The sequence below is a fragment of the Streptomyces sp. NH27 genome, from assembly GCF_056859195.1.
The window spans coordinates 1-2,090 of the sequence record NZ_JACEGK010000821.1; the positions used below are offsets into that span (position 1 = coordinate 1).

Consider the following 2,090-nt stretch of genomic DNA (forward strand, 5'->3'; position numbering starts at 1 on the left):
GACCGACCGGCAAATGGAGGGTGGGAGAAGGAGCGGGGCGAGAGCCGTCGGCCCGCGACGCCGCCCTCCATTTGCCGGTCGGTCTAAAGACGAGAAGACATCTCAGAAGGAGACAACGTGCCGTCCATCGACGTCGTCGTAGCCCGGGAAATCCTCGACTCGCGAGGCAACCCCACCGTCGAGGTCGAGGTCGGCCTCGACGACGGCAGCACCGGCCGCGCCGCGGTCCCGTCCGGCGCCTCCACCGGTGCCTTCGAGGCCCTCGAACTGCGTGACGGCGAGAGCGACCGCTACCAGGGCCAGGGCGTGCGCAAGGCGGTCCTGTCGGTCAGCGACCAGATCGGCCCGGAGCTGGTCGGGTACGACGCGACCGAGCAGCGCCTCATCGACCAGGCGATGCTCGACCTGGACGCCACCCCGGACAAGTCCTCGCTCGGCGCCAACGCCATCCTCGGCGTGTCGCTGGCCGTCGCGCACGCCGCCTCCGAGGCGTCCGACCTGCCGCTCTTCCGCTACCTCGGCGGCCCGAACGCGCACGTGCTGCCGGTCCCGATGATGAACATCCTCAACGGTGGCTCGCACGCGGACTCCAACGTCGACATCCAGGAGTTCATGATCGCGCCCATCGGCGCCGAGTCCTTCTCGGAGGCCGTCCGCTGGGGCGCCGAGGTCTACCACACCCTCAAGGGCGTGCTGAAGTCCCGCGGCCTGTCCACCGGTCTGGGCGACGAGGGCGGTTTCGCGCCGAACCTCGGCTCCAACCGCGAGGCCCTCGACCTCATCGTCGAGGCGATCAAGCAGGCCGGCTACACGCCCGGCCAGGACGTCGCGCTCGCGCTCGACGTGGCCGCCTCCGAGTTCTACAAGGACGGCAAGTACCAGTTCGAGGGCGGCGAGAAGTCGGCCACCGAGATGACCGAGTACTACGCGGACCTCGTCGCCTCCTACCCGCTGGTCTCCATCGAGGACCCGCTGTTCGAGGACGACTGGGACGGCTGGAAGGTGCTCACCGACCGGCTGGGCGCGAAGGTGCAGATCGTCGGCGACGACCTGTTCGTCACCAACCCCGAGCGCCTGCAGAAGGGCATCGACAACGACACGGCCAACGCGCTGCTGGTGAAGGTGAACCAGATCGGCTCGCTGACCGAGACGCTGGACGCCGTCGAGCTGGCCCAGCGCAACGGCTACAAGTGCATGATGTCGCACCGCTCCGGCGAGACCGAGGACGTCACCATCGCCGACCTCGCCGTCGCCACCAACTGCGGCCAGATCAAGACCGGCGCCCCGGCCCGCTCCGAGCGCGTCGCGAAGTACAACCAGTTGCTGCGGATCGAGGAGATCCTGGACGACGCCGCGGTCTACGCCGGCCGCAGCGCCTTCCCGCGTTTCAAGGGCTGACGTCACCCTCGACGGCTGCTCAGGGCCCGCGGGAGTCCCAAGGACGCTCTTCCCGACGGCTCGCGCACCGCTCGGTGACTGACGCTCCGTCAGCCTGCGGACGTCCCCGCACCCGGTCCCGTACCGTGGGGCGGGGACGTACGCATCTGACCGTCAGCAGGACGGCGAGGGGAGTCACGGCGTGGGGTCGGACCGCTTCTCTGACCGCTTCACCACCGCGGCCCGGCTCAAGGCCATCGGCCAGGAGGCGCAGGCGCGCGTCTACCGCGCCGCGGCCCGGCGGCCGGTGCGGCGCAACAAGCTCACCGGGCGGGCGGCACTGCTGGCACTGGTGCTGTGCGCGCTCGTGGTCGCGCTGGCCTACCCGACCAGGCAGTACATCGCCCAGCGTTCCGACATCGCCGACCAGCGCCGCGCCGCCGAGCAGGCGAAGCGGAAGGTCGAGCAGCTGCGCGAGGAGAAGGCCCGCTGGCAGGACCCGGACTACATCCGCACCCAGGCCCGCGCGCACCTGCACTTCGTGCTGCCGGGTGAGACCGGCTACTCGGTCGCGGGCAGCACGGCCGCCGGCGACACCGACCCCGCCGCCGAGCGTCGCGCCACCGACGAGGCCGCCGCGCACCGCCCGTGGTACGACAACATGTGGGACGGCGTCGACCAGGCCGACGCGGCCGCGGCCCCCAGGCACTGAC

2 protein-coding genes are annotated in these 2,090 nt (G+C 70.9%); both read left to right on the forward strand.

Going from position 1 to position 2,090, the window contains the following annotated elements; all coding sequences use genetic code 11:
* Positions 1-117 precede the first annotated feature (117 nt).
* Positions 118-1,398, forward strand: a complete 1,281-nt coding sequence (eno, locus tag AC13HU_RS36185; RefSeq protein ID WP_483046237.1) for a phosphopyruvate hydratase — start codon at positions 118-120, stop codon at positions 1,396-1,398.
* A 181-nt stretch (positions 1,399-1,579) separates the two neighbouring features.
* Positions 1,580-2,089: an FtsB family cell division protein gene (locus tag AC13HU_RS36190; protein ID WP_483046238.1), complete on the forward strand. Its 510-nt coding sequence runs from the start codon at positions 1,580-1,582 to the stop codon at positions 2,087-2,089.
* Position 2,090 lies beyond the last annotated feature (1 nt).